Source organism: Croceicoccus sediminis, from assembly GCF_007570835.1.
GTDB lineage: Bacteria > Pseudomonadota > Alphaproteobacteria > Sphingomonadales > Sphingomonadaceae > Croceicoccus > Croceicoccus sediminis.
In genome coordinates this window covers 69,462-86,519 of sequence record NZ_SUNC01000002.1, presented here as the reverse complement: position 1 = coordinate 86,519, position 17,058 = coordinate 69,462, and the positions used below count along the sequence as shown (strand labels likewise).

The window sequence follows — 17,058 nt, the reverse complement described above, 5'->3', positions numbered from 1 at the left end:
TGCCCTCAGTTTTCCGAACTTATCGGGACGACGAAGCCGTTTTCCTTGAGGAACGAGTGGCGGCGTGCTTCCTCTAGATCGGCCGCCACCATTTCCGCGCACATTTCGCGTGCAGTGATTTCCGGCTCCCAGCCCAAGAGTTCGCGCGCCTTGGTCGGGTCGCCAAGCAGTGTCTCGACCTCGGCGGGGCGGAAGTAGCGCGCATCCACTCTTACGATCGTGTCGCCGGGCTTGACTGAAACGGGGATATCGGTCCCCACCTTTTCCGCGATACCGACTTCGTCGATGCCTTCGCCCTCGAACCGCAGGGTGATACCCAATTCCTCAGCCGACCAGCGGATGAACTCGCGGACGGAGTATTGCTTGCCGGTTGCGATCACGAAGTCTTCGGGCTTGTCCTGCTGCAGCATCATCCACTGCATGCGGACATAGTCTTTTGCATGACCCCAGTCGCGCAGCGCATCCATGTTGCCCATGTAGAGACAGTCTTCGAGACCCTGGCTGATGTTCGCAAGGCCGCGCGTGATTTTCCTCGTCACGAAAGTTTCGCCTCGGCGGGGGCTCTCATGATTGAACAGGATGCCGTTGCAGGCATACATACCGTAGGCCTCGCGGTAGTTGACGGCTATCCAGTAGGCGTAAAGTTTGGCGACCGCATAGGGCGAACGCGGGTAGAAAGGAGTGGCTTCCCGCTGCGGCGTTTCCTGAACCAGCCCGTAGAGTTCGGATGTTGAAGCTTGGTAGAAGCGCGTTTTCTTCTCAAGTCCGAGAAAGCGGACAGCTTCCAGAAGCCGCAGGGTACCCATGGCGTCCACGTCGGCTGTATATTCGGGCGATTCGAAGCTTACTGCCACGTGCGATTGCGCACCCAAGTTGTAGATTTCGTCCGGCTGAACCTCTTGGATGATCCTTGTCAGGTTCGAACTGTCGGTCAGATCGCCATAGTGCAGCTGCAATTTGGGGTTGGGTTCGTGCGGGTCCTGATAGATGTGATCGATCCGCTGCGTGTTGAACAGCGACGCGCGCCGCTTGATGCCATGAACCTCGTACCCCTTATCGAGGAGCAATTCGGCGAGATAGGAGCCGTCCTGACCCGTGATGCCGGTTATGAGTGCGCGTTTGGTCATAGAGCTTTCTGAACTTTCACTTTATTTCTGCGAAGTGCGTGCCTTGTCAGCGAGGGGCTTTCCTAAGCGAATAGAGTCGAACGATCCAGACGTCTCGGCATTTCTTCCGATGCGCACATTCGTGGAGCTGGATTTACGTGTCGCCACCGTATTGCGGATAGGGCTGAAGATCACATCGCATATCCGGCCCCAACCTTTCCGTCAGGTGTTGTTGAAACTGGTCAAAGTCGCGCCTAAGCGAAGCGCTCAGTCATGTGCTTGCGACTGGCTAGGAGTGCGAGAGCGAACTTTGGGATGTTAGACAAGCTCAATTTTACGTCCAGAGGTATCGCTCGAGTCCCGCATTTGAAGACCATGCTCGGTGGGGACATTTCTCAGGTGGATGGCGAGACCTGGGTGGGGTGGGGCGCCAAGCCATCAGGCCGGCGCGCGGCGGAAAAGGCGCGAGTGGCGGGCGGCGAAGCACTCTTCCTCGAAGACGGTTTTGTGAGGTCGTGGGGTGCCGGGCCGGATTTCCCGCCGCTTTCGATCATCGTTGACCGTATGGGAATCTATTACGATTGCACCCGTCCAAGCACACTCGAAACCTTGCTCCAGTCGCCGACCGACGTTCTTTCGGGAATGCATGAAGAGGTCGCGAGGGCAAAGGCGCTCATCGTCTCAAAAGGCATCAGCAAGTACAACAACGCCCCGCCTCTTGCCGAGGGAACGCTGCGCGACAATGACAGCAAGCGCGTGCTCGTCGTAGACCAGACGGGAGGCGATCTCAGTATCGCGCTCGGTGGGGCGAGCGCGGGTACGTTTCGGGAGATGCTCTCTGCGGCGCGTGCGGAAAATCCCGGTGCGACCATTTATGTGAAGACTCATCCGGTGACCGCGTCCGGCGCCAAGGGTGGGCATTTCTGCGCAGGAGACGCGGACGAACGCACGATCCTGCTCAGCCAACCCGTGGCTCCTTACGACCTGCTCACCCAGATGGATCGTGTCTATGTCGTGACGTCGACGCTCGGTTTCGAAGCATTGCTTGCCGGGAAGGCGGTTACGTGCTTCGGCATGCCTTGGTATGCGGGCTGGGGTGCGACGGATGACCGAAACGCGTGCGACAGGCGGACACGAAGCCGCACGACGGACGAGCTTTTTGCGGCCGCCTACTTTCACTACTCGCGCTATCTGAACCCGGAGACGCGCGAACTCGGCACGATCTTCGACGTGATCCGGTGGATCGAACTGCAGCGCTCGGTCGAATCGAACTTGCACGGTAAGAATTTTGATGGCCGCGTCATCGGGGTCGGATTTCGGAGGTGGAAGCAGGGCAATCTGCGCCCTCTGCTGGGACTGAGGCGCGATGCTGTTTGTTTCGTATCCGACGTAAAGGCGGCAGGCCGCATGAATCCGCGGGAAAGTGACCTGCTTCTGTGGTGGGGCACCGAGCCGCCCGCGGCCCTTGTCGCCCTCGCGGAAAACAGCGGCGCAAATGTCGCGCGCATGGAAGATGGCTTCATTCGCTCGGTCGGTCTGGGCTCGGACCTGATCGCGCCCCTGTCGATCGTCGTCGATCGCAAGGGCCTTTATTTCGATCCTCGATTTCCTTCCGAACTTGAGGACATACTCGCTACGACCGTCTTCTCGCCGGCGGAGCTGGCCGAGGCGGCGCAGCTGCGGCGCACGATAGTCGAGAACGGCATCACGAAATACAACATGGAGCGCTGGTCAAAGCCGCGCTGGGAAAGCGAAGGGCGCGAGATCGTCCTAGTACCCGGGCAGGTCGAGGACGATGCGTCGATCCGGTTCGGTTGTACCACGATCCGCCGCAATGCGGATCTGCTGCGTGCCGCGCGCAATGCGCACCCCGAGGCATTCTTGGTATACAAGCCTCATCCCGACGTGCTGGCTAGAAACAGAAAGGGCCGCATCGTCGTGGGTGAAACTGCGGTCTTAGCCGATGTCGTCGAAACCGGCCTGTCGATCGCCGCTTGCATCGCTGCCTGCGATGTCGTGCACACGATGACTTCGTTGAGCGGATTCGACGCGCTGCTACGCGGCAAGCGTGTCGTGACTTATGGCCAGCCGTTCTATGCAGGTTGGGGCCTTACCGAAGACAGGGTCGTCGCAGGCGAAGTGCTCTCCCGCCGGGAGCGGAAGCTCGGTCTGGACGAACTTGTGGCAGGAACTCTCCTTCGCTATCCTTTATATTGGGATCCGGAACTGCGCGGCTATACCACCTGCGCAGCGACGGTCGCCCGCATCCTGCGTACAAAAGCCAGGATGCAGGCCGACGGTTCGTTCGAGAAATTGGGCGCAGGTTATCTGCGGCGCCAGGCTCGAAAGCTGGCGATCCTGCTCAAGAATCGGTGACGTTGGGTCATTCTAGGCCAGCATCGGCTTACAATCGAAGCACGACGCCAGCACCGACTGCGATTTGGTAGAGTATCTCTGTGATCTCCTTGAAGATCTGACGATTCGCGGAGTTGACCTTGGGCATTACCAAAATCTCGTCGCCTTCTTCCAAGGGCTTCTTGTAGGTTCCAAAATCCAGCATGTTGCTGTTATCATCGCCGGTCCCGAAGCTGCCGTCCTGACGCAGGACGAGGATCCGGTTCTTGTCGGCGTTGGGCGAGAATCCGCCTGACAATGCTGCATAGTCCTCGATCTTCATTTTCGGATCGAAAGCGACTGCATTGGGGAACCGCACCGCACCGGACACGACGATAATGCCATCCTTTGCCGGGACGGTCAGGATGTCGCCGTTTTCTAGGATCAGATCGTTGCGGTCCGGACTGTTGGCGATGACGACCTGCCCGCGCGGCACAATATCTCGGGCGCGCTGGACCCACTCCAGCAGACGGGTGGCTTCTTCCGTGCGAAGACTACTTTCCTGGCTGGTGCCGGAACGCGCGGTCAGCGCCGCTTCTTCCAGCGCATCGAGCGACGTGTCGAGAAGCCGCTTCTGACGTTCCCTGACGCTCTTGCGATAGAGTGCCAGATTCTCGATGTTCGAGAGTGGCGTCAGTTCGATTTGCGACAGCACGTCGCCCAGTTTCGATCCATAGGGAAGGACGTATTCCTGCCGGCTGTCGTGTTCGCCCTGTACCCGGACGGTGATTGAACCCTGCCGCTTATCGGCGGTGAACTCCACGGAGTCGCCATCGTAAAGTTCTATCTTGGGGGCATCGAGAAGCGAGTAATATTCCACGTTGCGCACCTCGCCCTGCGACCGCGTGACGCGCACGTTGGTCGCATAGGGATCGGGCTTGGCCATCCTGCCAAGCTCCATCACGGTAATAGAATCGCCCTCGAATTCGAAGACGTTCGCGTTGTCAGCTAGGCCTTGCACGCGCACGGTCGGTCCGCGCGACTGCACGAAGATAACGTCGCCATCGGCAAACTGGACCTGAGGCATGTTTCCGCGCAGCAGAAAGTCGTAAAGATCGATGTTCGCCCGAACATTGTCACCACGCTTGACCAAGATGTTGATGAACGATCCCCGCCGAGGATCTACGCCGCCAGCAAGATCGACGTAGTGAAGCACAGTATCGAGGCTGGTCCCGGCATAGGCGCCCGGTCGATTGACGAAACCGCCGACGAAGACACGCACCGGTTGGGCCGCGGCGAGGCGGGCGTAGACGAAGACATTGGATCTAAACGTCGTACGCACGGCCTGCTCGACAAGTGTTTGCAGGACAGCGTTGCGTACGCCCAACACGTTCACCGGACCGACATTGGGCAGGAAAATATTTCCGTTTTCATCGACCGTCAGGACGGACTGGAAGTTGTAGGCACCCCAAAGGCGGACCTGGATCCGGTCGCCGACCTGCAGGGTATAGTCGGGATTGAAAGCGGCCGGTGCCTGCGCCGCAAATGCTCCGGTGAAAAGCTGGGCGCCGAAAACGTCGCTTTCCTCGTTTTTGGCATAGTCGCGGGCCTGCGGCTCCGGAATCGTGGCAACTACGGTGTCGACTGAGCGCGGGTCGCTGCCGCCGGCCGATCTGTTCTGGCTTTGCGGGGTGTTGCGGCGCGGCGAGGATGACCGATCGGATCCGCTCTGGCTGTCACTGTTCGCCTGGACGCGACTACCATCGCTGGTTGTCTCATTCTGGTCGCCATCATCATCGTCGTCGGTCTGACTGAACTGTGCGAGCGCGGGCGACGCTGTCACGCCGGACAGACTGATCGACGCTGCGGCAATCAGCAGGAGGAAACTGGCGAGCTTTCGAAAGACGGACATCGTATCAATCCTTGTGATCGCGCACGATCGCGACGACCAGATGGAACAGGCCGGCGAGCATGACGACGACCAAGATGAAGAGCGCGGTATTGTAGAATCGCGAAGGACGCGTCGGCTCTTCGGGAAGGGTTGGCGGCTGGATCACCGACATGGCCTTGATGGTCCTTCCGCCTTCGATCCGGCCCTTTTCGAGTGCGGTGAGGGCGTTCTGATAGAGGTTCTGAGCAAATTCTGCCTTCAGCTGAAGCTGCTGAAACTGCTCTACCTTCGTGTTCAGCTGTTCGCCCCCCGACAGCCTTCGACGTTCCTGCGCGATCTGGCTGTCGATGGCGGCGATCTGCTGACGGATTTCGACCAGCGAGGGATGGTCGCTGACAAGATATGCGCCCATCGACGACAGTTCGATCTTGAGTTCCGAACGCTGCCTTTCGAGCTGCGCGATGATCGCGGTAAGAGCTTGTGCCGATTGCTCGGGCGAGACGAGTCCGTTCCGGTTCTGGTAGCTCGTGACCGCCTGCCGTTCGGCCATGGCACGGTCGCCCAGCCGCTCAACCTGCGTTTCGAGGAAACGGACTTGCTCAAGCGCTAGGTCCTGCGCCATCCGGTTCATGAATTCTCCGCCATCGCGAACCATAGTCGACGTTATCGCATGCGCGGTCTCAGCATCGAAGGCTTCGGCCGTAATTACGATGACGCCGTCGTATTCATCGTACTCCACCGTGATACGATCGAGGTAGTATTCGTAGAGATCCTCGTCGGTATAGCCGAACCAGAGACGAGAAATCGGATCGATCCAGCTCTGCGACCAATGCTCACGAATGTCGAGTTCGTCCTCCAGCTTCTGCATCATGCCGACCGAAAGGAGATAGTCGCGCAAGAGCAGCTGATCCGCACTGTTGCCGCCGGCCCCGTCGATCAGAGCGCTGGCCAGATCGGTCGGCCCGCTGTTGGAAAGGTCGGTGTTCTGCACGATGATATGTGATTCGGACACATACCTGGGCGTTGCGATGAACAACCAGTAGATTGCCGCAAGTGCGCACAGAATGACCGCCAGCGAAAGGATGGGCGCTGACCGTGCCCTCTTGCGCAGGGCGATCGCCATCGAGCGCATCCGCGGCTGCCATGACTGCCCGCCAACGGACGACGTGGCTCCGGCTTCAACGCCATCGGTTGTCGACGCGCTCGACACGCCCTCGTGGGAGCCGTCAGTTAATTGCCTCATTGTCCCGTCACCGTACGGCTTTGCGGCGTTTGGCCGCAATGCCGATGCCCTTATGATATTCCTTGAGCGCGTCGCTCAATTTGTCGAACCAGTAGGCTTTTCCCTCATGCAGGAGAATACCCGCCTCACAGAAATCCTTCAGAGTCCTTTCTCCGTGACTCACCATTATGAGACTGCCGCGATCCACCATCTTCTTGAATTCGGCCTTTGCCTTCTGCCGAAAAGGTTTGTCCCCGACGGCGGTCATTTCGTCCGAGATATAAACATCGAACCTGAACGCCAGCGAAAGACCGAACTGCAATCTGGCGCGCATGCCTGTCGAGTAGGTCTTTACCGGCTCGTCCAAGGCCTTGCCGAGTTCGCTGAAATCCTCGAGGAAGGCCGCGATTTCGTCCATGTCGTCTGCCCGGTCGTAAATCCGGGCGACAAATCTCATGTTTTGTCGTCCTGTCAGCGATCCTTGCAAGCCGCTGCCGATGCCCATTGGCCATGACACCGAGCAGTCGCGTGTAATCGACCCTCGCGTCGGTTCGTCAACACCGGCTATCATCCTGAGCAAGGTCGACTTGCCGGCGCCATTCTTGCCGACAAGGCCGACGTTCACTCCCCGAGGAATCTTGAAATTGGCGTCCTTCAGCACCCAGTCCCCGACGCCGTGGTCGAGCCGGTAGCGTTTGAATACATTTTCGGCGACGATCATTTGGCGATGATCTCCCTACGGAACACGCGATGTCCCATCAGCCCGACCACGATCATGAACAACGCGCAGATGTAGACATAGCTTAGGCTGGTCGACGGGACTTCGTGGTAGAATTCAGAAAACGCGGCGCGCATCGCTTCAAGCCCGTTTGAAACTGGGTTGTACATAAGGTACGAACGGTATGGTTCCGGAATGGCCGAGAGCGGGATGATCACACCCGATAGCAGATAAACCGGCCGCATCATCATCTTGATGACGGAACCGAGTTCGGGAACGAGTTCCGCAGCCACCGACAAAATCAGGCCGAAACCCACGCCTAGAAACCATAGCCCGAGAAACGCGACAACAGCCCCGATCGGATCGTACGGGGTTATGTCGATACCGAACATGAGGAGCGCCGTGAAGGCAATGATCATGACCAGCACCATGACCAGCAATTCGATTACGGACCGGACGAGCACGGCATCGACAGGCGTGATCTGGCGATAGACGAATAGCGACCTGTTCGACGAGATGCCCGCCCCGCCTTGAATTGCGGCGCGCCGAAACAGGAAGAAACCTGTGAGGCCCAGCACAAGCCATAGCTCTGCGTCCATATTGCCGACGGTGCGCTGGCGGATCACCGTGAACAGGACGCTCATGATCGCGATGTGGGCCATCGGTTCGGCGACCAGCCAGAACCACGAAGCGCGCTGGCTGAAAAGACGCGTGAGCGCTTCGCGCAGCAACAGCGCCTTCCAGACGGAAAGGGTGACTTGGAGAGGAGTGCGTCGGCTCGCCATCAGATGACGATCATCCTCTCGTCCTGCCGCAGACGAATGTTCTCCACACTTCTTGCCGTGGCCTTTTCCAATTCGTCTTCCAGTTCGGGCGAGAGAAGTTGCGGCCGCGTTTCCCCCTCTCCGACGGAGAAATGCTCTTCGATGAACTTGCGAACCTTGCGTCGGTCGCGCGTTTCGGCAAGCGCGAGGTTTGCCGCGCGAGCCAGCGCGATCCCCTTTTCGTTGTAACCAGGGTTCGAAAGGCCTTCCGGCGTCAGCGGCATGGGCGTGGGACCCAAGAAGCTCTCGATCTGTTCGTGCAGCCTGACATTGGTATTTCGGCCATCATAAATGCAAACGGCCAGCCGGTCGCCGGCTGGCATCGCATCCAGGATGGCGCCGACGGTCCTATCCCAATCTAGCGTCCTCGCATCGAAGCGCGAGAGATATCTCTCGATCTTCATGGACGAGCCCATTTTGAGTAACTGGATATAAGAGCTCTGAACGAAAGAGGCGATGTCACGGATGGTGAACAGCCAGAGCCGCCGCTGTGCTGGGATCGACTTGCCTAGCGCGGCGACGACCCGACCCGCATGGGGATAGAAGCTCTTGGTCCTTGCAAGGTTTGGCAGACCGAGCAGATCCTCGTCGCTGAGTATCAGCAGCGAGGCGTTCAGCTTTTTCGAGACATGGCCGAGCACCATTTTCCTGAAAAGGCCCGGAATCTCCGCGTCCATATCGCTCTTGATATGCGCCATGGCCTCTTTGCTGAACGGTTGGATCAACGTGCGTGCGGGACTGGCGATATCGTTCTCAAGCAACGTTTGTCGATTGATCCGCAACCAGTCCTGAAAGAACGTCGTACCTGTCTTGTGCGCGCCGAGGTGAATGACGGCCTTTTCAAACAATGATCTGTCCTCTTCGCAATGAGCGCATTGCTGAATTTCGGAGCCCCTTGAAGTATTTTTGCAAACTGTGAAAGGGCATTGCCGCCGCAAAATTGATGCAAACGGACGTTTCCTGCGAAATTCATCGCTTTGTCGTGAGTAGGAAACGATTCACCGCTGCAAGTTGCTGCAATGCAGCACTTGTCAGATATAGTGCAGTCACACTGTCGTTACGTCTTGCTAACCTGCGGAGGACTTATATAGGCTCGATTGTCGCTCTTTTGGACGGAAGGCGAATTATAACAAAGTATAACAAATGTTTATCTCGGCCCCTACCGTGTAGGCATTGCAGAATGGCAAGTGCTTGAAAATGCAGAAACCGAATATGAAAACGTCCGTCTCGACAGGTCGAAAGGCGCGGGAAGACGCGCTTTACGTCATCAATAAGGAAAGGGAGGCGCTGGCGGCCCTTGCCAATGCGCTTCCCGATGAACTGGATGAAGCGATCGACTGCATCCTCCATACGACGGGTCGACTCGTCATTGCCGGTATCGGAAAATCCGGCCATGTCGGCAGGAAGCTTGCCGCCACTTTTTCTGCGACCGGAACGCCGTCTTTCTTCGTTCATGCTGCAGAGGCCGGGCACGGCGATCTGGGTATGATTACCGCGGACGACACGATTCTCATTCTGTCCAATTCCGGGGCGAGCCCTGAACTTCGGCCGGTTCTCGATCACGCACATGCTCTAGGCGTGGCGGTGATCGGTATTGCCAGCCGCCTCGATTCCCCTCTGATGCGGGAAAGCAAGATCCCGCTACTTCTCCCCAACGTTCCCGAAGCCTGCCCCGAAGGTATTGCTCCGACCACGTCCACGACCATGATGATCGCCATCGGCGACGCGCTGGCTATCGCCGTTATGAGGGCGCGGGGTGTTTCGCGAAACCTCTTGGTCCTACTGCATCCCGGTGGTGCGATCGGCTTCGGGAACCTGCCGGTCGAAAGTCTGCTTCGCGATGCTGGCCCGCCGCCGCTGGTGCGAAAAAACAGCTCGATGCGCGATGTCGTGCTGGAGATATCGAGCGGTCGCAAGGGTTTGGCCGGGGTGACCGATGAAAACGGCAGTCTGCTTGGTGTCATAAGCGACGGCGATGTCCGCCGCTCGCTTGACCGCTTCCTGATCGCGCGAGCCGAAGAGGTGATGACGCGCAATCCCAAGACGGTGAGCGCCCATACGCGGATCAGCGAGGCGCTGCGTATAATGCTCGATAACGAAATCACCGCGATCTTTGTGATGAAAGAGGGTGAGCCCGGTCGTCCGCTGGGCGTTCTCAACATCCACGATCTCGGTCGTCCAGCCTGAGCTTTATCTTACTGTGACGACTATCGTTATTCCGGCCCGTTGGGCCTCTTCCCGCTATCCTGCAAAGCCCCTTGCGATGATCAGGGGCGTGGGCGGTGAGCAACGATCGCTCGTCGAAAGAAGTTGGCGGGCGGCAAGATCTGTTCCCGGCGATCACGAGGTCGTCGTCGCGACCGACAGCGATCGTATCGTGGAGGCGGTCGAAGAGTTTGGCGGAAGAGCCGCACTCACGCCCGAATATTGCCGCAACGGAACTGAACGTGTCGCCGCCCTGGCGAGCGACGGCCGGCCTGACGATATCTTCGTCAATTTTCAGGGTGACGCCTTGCTCACGCCTCCCGAGTTCGTCGCGGCGCTGATCGAACACATGAAAACGAACGCCGACTGCGAAGTTGCGACTGTTGCGGTGCGATGCAGTCCGGGGACATATCGGCATATCGTGACAGATCAGGCGCAGGGCAGGGTCGGTGGTACGACCGCAATCGTCAACGCGGCTGGCAATGCCTTGTACTTCTCCAAGCGTGTCCTGCCACACATCGCGCCTGGGGATGCCCTAGAAAAGGATCCACCCGTTCTTCTGCACCTTGGGCTCTATGCCTATCGCCGCAGCGCGCTTATGCGCTATGTCGCGCTACCGCCTTGCAGGGTCGAGGAGATAGAGGGGCTCGAACAACTCCGCTTCCTCCATTACGGCATACCCGTCGCGGTACTTGAACTTGAACAACCGGGCTGGGACGTGATCGAATTGAACAATCCTGAGGACTTAGAGCCGATTGAGCGAATTTTGACGGAGCGTGGAATCGCGTGATGCACTCGGGGGAATTTGAATTTCTGAAGGGGAACAGGCTGTTCCTGATTTCCGGCCCATGCGTGATAGAGAGTCGCGAACTCGTGTTGCGCGTCGCGACCTCACTTGCGGAGATGGCCGATAGGCTGCAATTTCCGGTGGTCTTCAAGGCGAGTTACGACAAGGCCAATCGTAGCTCCGGTCATTCTTTCCGTGGCCCCGGCATCGAAGAGGGTCTTAAGATACTTTCCGAGGTGCGTGACGAAACCGGTTTGCCAGTGCTTACCGATGTTCACACGCCCGAACAGGCGGTCATCGCCGGCGGCGTCGTCGACATCCTACAGATCCCGGCGTTTCTTTCGCGCCAGACCGATCTTGTCGCGGCTGCTGCGGCCACGGGCACGGCGGTAAACATAAAGAAGGCGCAGTTCATGGCGCCGCGCGACACGTTCCAAGTCGTCGCAAAAGCGCGTGACGCCGCCGCCGCCGCCGGATTTGACAACCCGGCGATCTGCTTGACGGAACGTGGAAGCTGCTTTGGATACAACAACCTGGTCGTTGACATGCGCAGCTTGCCCGTCATGGCCGAAACGGGTTGCCCGGTCATCTTTGATGCGACCCATTCGGTACAGTTGCCTGGCGGACAGGGCGACCGCTCGGGCGGTGAACGGCAACATGTCCCGACACTCGCGCGCGCGGCGGTTGCCGCGGGCGTCAACGGGGTCTTCATGGAAACCCACCCGGACCCCGACCAGGCTCTGTCCGACGGCCCGAACAGCTGGCCGCTCGATCAGATGGAGCCCCTCGTGGCCCAGCTTCTACGAATCCGCGAAGCGTGCGAAGATGGTTCGCCGGTCGCCTGAGCTCAAGATCGTAAGTCCCCAGGCGGTTCGCAGGATATTGTTCCTGCAAGGGCCGCCAGGGCCCCTGTTCAAACGGCTGGGCAAGGCCCTGTCCGAACGTGGTTTTGACGTCTTCCGCATCAACCTCAGTGGGGGGGATCGCCACGACTGGCCCGTGGGCGGGATGGATTATACAGGCACGCTGGAAGACTGGCCGATCTGGCTGGACCGTTTCATCGAAAAGCACGGAATCACCCAAATGATGCTTTTCGGTGATTGCCGGGCGCACCACGAATCGGCCCGGCGGATCGCTGCGGACCGTGGGGTCGATGTACACGTGCTCGAAGAAGGCTACATCCGGCCACACTGGATGACACTCGAGGATCACGGGGTTAACGGCTACTCGCGCCTTCCCAAGGATCCCGAGTGGTACCTAAAGAACGCCCGCCATCTGCCTGAAGAGAGCGAACCCAAGGTCGTCACCGCCAGCTTCAATCGGCGCGCGCGGGACACTTATTGGTATTATCACCACAATGTCGTGGGAAGGGTGCGCTTTCCTCACTATCGCAGCCATCGCCCGGGTTCGGTCGTTGTCGAAGGCTTGAACTGGGTCGTCCGGTTCGCGGGCCGTGCATCGCGGGAGAAACGGACCGCGCAGACAATTGAAAGACTGGCGGGTCAAAAGTTCTTTTTGTTTCCGCTCCAACTGAGTTCCGATTACCAGATCCGCCGTCATTCTGCGTTCAACGACATGGAATCGGCCGTTCGCTTCGTCATCGAGAGTTTCCTTCGTAACGCCCCGACCGACGTCCACCTGCTTGTCAAAGCACATCCGCTGGATCCGATGGCGCGCCGATGGCCTAAGCTGATTGCCAGCCTCTTGTCGAGCGACAAGGATTGTACACGCGTACACTATGTGGATGGCGGCAATCTGGAAAAGCAGGCGGCTCGGTCCCTAGGGCTGGTATGTGTGAACAGCACCTCTGGCACTCTGGCGCTGGCACATGGCATTCCCGTGAACGTGCTGGGTGATGCGGTCTATGACATTGCCGGGATCACCGACCAGAAGCATATCGACGACTTCTGGAAAAATCCGACTCCTCCCGATGAGAAGATCTGGAAGGCGTTCCGCAAAGTCCTATTTGACCGCTGCCTGATTTCCGGCGGCATCGCCAGCAAGAGCGCGGTAAATACGCTCATTGAGTCGATCCTGACGCGTTTGGGCGTGGAGGAGGAAGCGCAGAAGAAGCCTGGAAAAACTGCTGCTTCGGCTGTCGGCCATGCCTGATGGGGGCGGATTGCGATGGGTCAAGGCCCCGTTCTGGCTGCTTCAACTGGCTACTGGCGCAAAAAATTTTGAAAAGAACGGCCTGATTGGGTCCAAGGTCTTGAACCGCGCTGGTCTCCACCGCACGCGTGTGCGCCTCGCTGCGAAGCTCACGGCTCGCAGGCGTCGCCGCCTTGCTGCGGCACTGCCGAAAGAACTGGTTCGCGATTTCGAACGCAATGGTTTCATAATTGTCGAAAACGCAGTTCCACCCGGCGAATTCGCCGCAATGCGCGATGCGCTGCTCGCTTATGAGGGCGAAGCGCGAGAAATGGTGCAGGGCGATACAATCACCCGGCGCATGGCCGTTGACCGCACGATGAAATCTGCCATCCCGGCTCTTGAACGGTTCCTCTCATCACCGCTTTGGCGAAATGCAACGCGATATGTCGCTAGCTTCGATCGGGAGCCGCTGAACTATCTTCAGGCAATTGCGCGTTCGGGCAAAGGGCCACCCGATCCGCAGACTAATCTTCACGCCGATACGTTTCATTCCAGCATGAAAGCGTGGCTATTTCTGAGGGATGTGGCCGAGGAAGAAGGGCCGTTCACTTATGTGCCTGGCTCGCACCGGCCGACGCGCAAAAGGCTGGAATGGGAAGATGCCACTGCAAAGATGCTGCCAAACAGCGGTGATCGAATGACAAGGCGGGGATCGTTCCGGATCGAAGAGGAGCAACTTGCGCAACTGGACCTGCCTGCACCAAGCCGGCTGGCCGTTGCGGCCAATACCTTGGTCATCGCCGACACTTACGGCTTTCACGCACGGGGACCGTCGAGTCCCGGCATGGAGAGAGTGGAGATCTGGGCGTACAGCCGTTCAAACCCTTTCATACCTTTTTCCGGCCTCGACCTCTTTAGCCGCGGTAACGTGGCGGACAGGCGGATCGGGTGGATTTGGGCCTCGCGCGACAGGTTGCGCCGCTGGATGGGGCAGCCGTGGAAATCTGTAGGCCGGCGGACAATCCTGTAATGTCGCACGCCGCGGCAGTGCCCCGCCAAACTGGATGATATGGGTTGGTTTGTGCTAAGGTCGGCACTTAGCCGAGGAAATATCGCATGAAGAAGATCATTTGCCTGTTGCTCGCCGCCCCGTTGTTGAGCGCGCCTGCAATCGCCGGCGAGAAGGAGGAAACCGCCGCGCAGAGCGAGGAGGCCACCAAGAAGACCGACCCGAACGAGGTCGTTTGCGAATATCGTCGTCCGACCGGCAGCCGCATCCGTGAAAAGATCTGCCGTACGCGGGCCGAGGCCGAGGAAGAGACGCGGCTGAACCGGCACATGCTGGAACGCGGTTCGGGCAGTGTCGGGCGCACGATGGCATCGCCCAACGGCTGACCGGCCTGCTACTTCACAAAGGCGTCACGCAAAAGAAAAGGGCAGCCCGCGAAGGCTGCCCTTTCCGTGTGATTTCGCGAACGAAATCGAAGGTAAGTCGGATGCGACTTACTTGAGCTCGACGGTACCGCCGGCTGCTTCGATCTTGCTCTTGATCTCTTCGGCTTCTGCCTTGTTGACGCCTTCCTTGACGGCCTTGGGAGCGCCTTCGACGAGAGCCTTGGCATCTGCGAGGCCCAGGCCGGTGATGGCGCGGACTTCCTTGATGACCTGGATCTTCTTGCCACCGTCGCCGGTGAGAACGACGTCGAATTCGTCCTTTTCTTCAGCAGCGGCGCCTGCGTCGCCACCACCAGCAGGTGCAGCAACAGCAACAGCAGCAGCGGCCGAAACGCCCCATGCTTCTTCAAGAGCGGTTGCAAGTTCAGCGGCTTCGAGAACGGTCAGCTGCGACAGTTCTTCGACGATCTTCTGGATATCAGCCATTTTAATTCACTCCAATCAGTTCATGCCGACGCGGCCAACTGGCCTGTCCGTCGGTAAATCGCTTGAAACGTCTTATGCAGCGTCCTTGGCGGCGTATGCGCCGAAGACACGGGCAAGCTTGGCAGCCGGGGCAGTCGACAGCTGGGCGATCTTCGTCGCCGGTGCGTTGACAAGACCAACCAGCTTGGCGCGCAGTTCGTCGAGCGAGGGCATGGAGGCGAGCGCCTTCACACCATCGGCATCGAGCACCTGCGAACCCATCGAACCGCCAACGACCTCGAGCTTGTCGGTGGTCTTGGCGAAGTCGATGACGACCTTTGCCGCCGCAACCGGGTCGACCGAAGTCGCCAGCGCGGTGGGGCCGGTCAGGTAATCGTCGATACCAGCATAGTCGGTGTCGACGATTGCCCGCTTGGCAAGACGGTTCTTCGCTACCTTGTAGGTCGCGCCGGCTTCACGCATCTTCGAGCGCAGCTCGGTCGACTGGGCGACCGAGAGGCCGAGGTTGCGGGTGACAACCACCACGCCGACCTCGTTGAAGGTTGCGTTGAGCTCTGCGACCGCATCGGCTTTTTGCGAACGATCCATGTTTGCTCCTTCACGTTTGATCGCCTGCCGGAACAGGCGATCGGCTCATTGTGTCCACGCGCCATTGCCCGAAGGCTCCGGCGTGCGGGCGAGTCCGTTCGATCAGGGAAGGAGGAGCGCTTGCCCTTTCGCAAAAGGATGGGCGCGGATGGCGGACCCGAAAGTCGCCTGAAATCTCTTTTCCCCGTCTAGGCTGGAAATTAAGACCGGCAAATTCCGGTCACCAACTGTCTCGGACGGATGACGACGGCAAACCAAAAGGCCCACCGACATCGCGGCGGGCCTCTAAAGGGTTTGACGGGAGAGTCAAGCGGTGTCGGGCTCTAGCGCCCTTACTCGCCCTCGTATCCGAGCAGGTCGCCGGGCTGGCAATCGAGTTCCCGGCAGATCGCCTCCAGCGTGGAGAAGCGAATGGCCTTGGCCTTGCCGGTCTTCAGGATCGACAGGTTGGCAAGGGTCAGGCCGACGCGGTCCGCCAGTTCGGTCAGCGTCATGCGGCGTTCGTGGAGCAGGTCGTCCAGTTTCACGGTCACGGGCATCAGACGGTTCCTTCCAGGTCGGCGCGCATTTCGGTTCCCTTGCGGAAAACGCGGGCGAGGACAAAGAGGATGATGACCAGCAGGATCGCGCTGAGGGAGATGCCGTCGGCCTCGACGGTCTTGCCCTCGGTCATCTGCTCCAGCATGACCCCGCCTGCGGCCAGCGGCAGGCTGATGAACTGGATGGCGAGCATGAGCCAGGCCATGCGCGAAAGGCGGGTGGCATTTTCGGGCACGAAGGGATCGCCTTCGCCGACCGTGTTGACGATCCGGCGGCACAGCAGCGTGACCACGAAGACCATCCCCAGGACGACGGCTCCCATGGCAGCCATGCCGGCAAGGACCGGCAAGGCCTCGGGAACGATGCCTTCGGCCTGAACCTCGGCCAGGACCTGGGCGCGGAACAGGAGGATGGCCGGGGCCGCGATGGTGCAGGCCACGGCCGCGACGCCCGCGATGACCTGGATGATGATGAGGATGACCCGCGCGATGGCAAGCAGGGGGTCGATGCGTTTGAGCGACATGGCGGGGCTCCTTTCAGATGGTAAGGATCGGGTCGGGAAGGGCCGGCCGTCAGGCGACGACAGGGGCCACGGCTACCGATGCCGAGGCGTAGTTGGTTGCCTGGGGAGTGACGGTGGTTGCCCACATTCCGACGGTCAGCAGGAAGGCGGCGAAAACGGCTGTTAGGTTGGTCTGGTTGAAAGTCATTTGTCGAACTCCGATATGCTTGATATCGATATTCAATAATCCGATGCCGCCATATCGTCAATCGATAAATATCGAAAAACGATATGGCGTTGATTGTTTTACGGAAAATTCGGGGCGCCCAGACCGCAGATGAGTGCCTCGGGCCGGAAAAAACGCGA

At 59.2% G+C, this 17,058-nt stretch carries 18 protein-coding genes; 7 read left to right on the top strand and 11 right to left on the bottom strand.

Annotated features, from left to right (window positions below; genetic code table 11):
• Positions 1–5: 5 nt before the first annotated feature.
• Entirely contained in the window at positions 6–1,127 is a 1,122-nt protein-coding gene (gene gmd / locus FAX90_RS08510) for a GDP-mannose 4,6-dehydratase (protein WP_144096979.1), read from the bottom strand.
• 294 nt (positions 1,128–1,421) lie between these two features.
• Here gmd and FAX90_RS08505 point away from each other — a divergent pair, with 294 nt between their 5' ends.
• Positions 1,422–3,482 (top strand): capsular polysaccharide biosynthesis protein, encoded by a 2,061-nt coding sequence (locus tag FAX90_RS08505; RefSeq protein ID WP_144096978.1) that lies wholly within the window; start codon positions 1,422–1,424, stop codon positions 3,480–3,482.
• Between the two features lie 28 nt (positions 3,483–3,510).
• Here FAX90_RS08505 and FAX90_RS08500 read toward each other — a convergent pair whose 3' ends face one another.
• The 5 genes from FAX90_RS08500 to FAX90_RS08480 all read right to left on the bottom strand — a co-directional run bounded on the left by FAX90_RS08500 (position 3,511) and on the right by FAX90_RS08480 (position 8,943).
• Complete coding sequence (locus FAX90_RS08500; RefSeq protein WP_144096977.1) at positions 3,511–5,352, bottom strand: polysaccharide biosynthesis/export family protein; 1,842 nt, start codon at positions 5,350–5,352, stop codon at positions 3,511–3,513.
• 4 nt (positions 5,353–5,356) lie between these two features.
• Positions 5,357–6,343: a KpsE/RkpR family capsule polysaccharide export protein gene (locus FAX90_RS08495; RefSeq protein ID WP_144096976.1), complete on the bottom strand. Its 987-nt coding sequence runs from the start codon at positions 6,341–6,343 to the stop codon at positions 5,357–5,359.
• Positions 6,344–6,581: 238 nt separating this feature from the next.
• Positions 6,582–7,274, bottom strand: coding sequence for an ABC transporter ATP-binding protein (locus tag FAX90_RS08490; protein ID WP_144096975.1), 693 nt, complete (start codon positions 7,272–7,274; stop codon positions 6,582–6,584).
• Positions 7,271–8,056 carry an ABC transporter permease gene (locus FAX90_RS08485; RefSeq protein ID WP_144096974.1) on the bottom strand — a complete coding sequence of 262 codons (786 nt, stop codon included), beginning with the start codon at positions 8,054–8,056 and terminating at the stop codon, positions 7,271–7,273. Before FAX90_RS08485 ends, FAX90_RS08490 begins: the two co-directional genes overlap by 4 nt.
• Positions 8,056–8,943 carry a hypothetical protein gene (locus FAX90_RS08480; RefSeq protein WP_144096973.1) on the bottom strand — a complete coding sequence of 296 codons (888 nt, stop codon included), beginning with the start codon at positions 8,941–8,943 and terminating at the stop codon, positions 8,056–8,058. The genes FAX90_RS08485 and FAX90_RS08480 overlap by 1 nt, the downstream gene beginning before the upstream one ends.
• Before the next feature lie 364 nt (positions 8,944–9,307).
• Between FAX90_RS08480 and FAX90_RS08475 the strand changes: the two genes are divergently transcribed.
• The 6 genes from FAX90_RS08475 to FAX90_RS08450 all read left to right on the top strand — a co-directional run bounded on the left by FAX90_RS08475 (position 9,308) and on the right by FAX90_RS08450 (position 14,576).
• Positions 9,308–10,282, top strand: a complete 975-nt coding sequence (locus tag FAX90_RS08475; RefSeq protein WP_144096972.1) for a KpsF/GutQ family sugar-phosphate isomerase — start codon at positions 9,308–9,310, stop codon at positions 10,280–10,282.
• A gap of 13 nt (positions 10,283–10,295) precedes the next feature.
• A complete protein-coding gene (locus FAX90_RS08470; RefSeq protein ID WP_144097366.1) occupies positions 10,296–11,090 on the top strand; it encodes a 3-deoxy-manno-octulosonate cytidylyltransferase in 795 nt (264 codons plus the stop codon).
• Complete coding sequence (gene kdsA, locus FAX90_RS08465; RefSeq protein WP_144096971.1) at positions 11,090–11,932, top strand: 3-deoxy-8-phosphooctulonate synthase; 843 nt, start codon at positions 11,090–11,092, stop codon at positions 11,930–11,932. Before FAX90_RS08470 ends, kdsA begins: the two co-directional genes overlap by 1 nt.
• Positions 11,933–11,969: 37 nt before the next feature.
• Positions 11,970–13,199 (top strand): capsule biosynthesis protein, encoded by a 1,230-nt coding sequence (locus FAX90_RS08460; RefSeq protein ID WP_240704805.1) that lies wholly within the window; start codon positions 11,970–11,972, stop codon positions 13,197–13,199.
• A complete protein-coding gene (locus FAX90_RS08455; protein ID WP_144096969.1) occupies positions 13,192–14,211 on the top strand; it encodes a phytanoyl-CoA dioxygenase family protein in 1,020 nt (339 codons plus the stop codon). The genes FAX90_RS08460 and FAX90_RS08455 overlap by 8 nt, the downstream gene beginning before the upstream one ends.
• Positions 14,212–14,297: 86 nt before the next feature.
• The gene (locus FAX90_RS08450; RefSeq protein ID WP_144096968.1) at positions 14,298–14,576 is read left to right on the top strand and encodes a hypothetical protein; all 279 of its coding nucleotides are present in this window, start codon (positions 14,298–14,300) and stop codon (positions 14,574–14,576) included.
• A gap of 108 nt (positions 14,577–14,684) precedes the next feature.
• Here FAX90_RS08450 and rplL read toward each other — a convergent pair whose 3' ends face one another.
• From rplL to FAX90_RS16595, 5 genes are all read right to left on the bottom strand, one after another.
• Positions 14,685–15,062: a 50S ribosomal protein L7/L12 gene (rplL, locus tag FAX90_RS08445; RefSeq protein WP_144096967.1), complete on the bottom strand. Its 378-nt coding sequence runs from the start codon at positions 15,060–15,062 to the stop codon at positions 14,685–14,687.
• Between the two features lie 72 nt (positions 15,063–15,134).
• Entirely contained in the window at positions 15,135–15,650 is a 516-nt protein-coding gene (rplJ, locus tag FAX90_RS08440) for a 50S ribosomal protein L10 (protein ID WP_144096966.1), read from the bottom strand.
• Positions 15,651–15,982: 332 nt separating this feature from the next.
• A complete protein-coding gene (locus FAX90_RS08435; RefSeq protein WP_144096965.1) occupies positions 15,983–16,189 on the bottom strand; it encodes a helix-turn-helix domain-containing protein in 207 nt (68 codons plus the stop codon).
• Positions 16,189–16,713 carry a DUF2975 domain-containing protein gene (locus FAX90_RS16690; RefSeq protein ID WP_205700654.1) on the bottom strand — a complete coding sequence of 175 codons (525 nt, stop codon included), beginning with the start codon at positions 16,711–16,713 and terminating at the stop codon, positions 16,189–16,191. The genes FAX90_RS08435 and FAX90_RS16690 overlap by 1 nt, the downstream gene beginning before the upstream one ends.
• A 49-nt stretch (positions 16,714–16,762) precedes the next feature.
• On the bottom strand, positions 16,763–16,900 hold the full coding sequence (locus FAX90_RS16595; protein ID WP_170234919.1) for a hypothetical protein: 138 nt from the start codon (positions 16,898–16,900) through the stop codon (positions 16,763–16,765).
• Positions 16,901–17,058 lie beyond the last annotated feature (158 nt).